This is a genomic window from Vibrio sp. YT-19(2023) (genome assembly GCF_033337395.1).
The window spans coordinates 1-506 of record NZ_JAWOQN010001217.1 but is presented as its reverse complement, the minus strand read 5'-3'; the positions used below and the strand labels follow the sequence as shown (position 1 = coordinate 506).

1 protein-coding gene is annotated in these 506 nt (G+C 43.3%); it reads right to left on the bottom strand.

The window, feature by feature from the left end:
- On the bottom strand, positions 1 to 506 hold a 506-nt coding region (locus tag R7E78_RS30925; protein ID WP_318059244.1), incomplete at both ends, for a chemotaxis protein.

Below are 506 nucleotides of genomic sequence, written 5' to 3'. Positions count from 1 at the left end.
CAGAATGCGGTACGAGTGATTAAGAGCTGAATCATTTTGCACCTCAAACGCTAACTCGTAACCATCCAACCCCGGCATTTCAATATCACTGACCAGAATATCTATTGGACGATTTGCTTCTGCCTCATTTTTCATCAATTGCAGTGCATCTGAGCCATTTTTACAAATTTGATAGGAGATATTGATGCTATCTAGCGCGTCACTTAATTGCTTACGCGCAATCGACGAGTCATCCACCAACAAGATATTCAGTGCTTTGAGGCGTTCACGCTCTACGTCCGTCAACATCGGGATATTCGCGTTTTCATACTGCGGATAAATTTTAGAAAGCAGTAGCTCGACATCGAGCATTTGAACTGTTTGATCGCCATAACGAGTGATACCCGTTACGAAGATGTTTTTTCCAGCACTTGCTGGTGGTGTTTCAATGGCTTTCCAATCACATTCGATGATCTTCTCTATGCTACGAACCATAAACGCAACCACAGTGCGTAAACAGTCGGTCA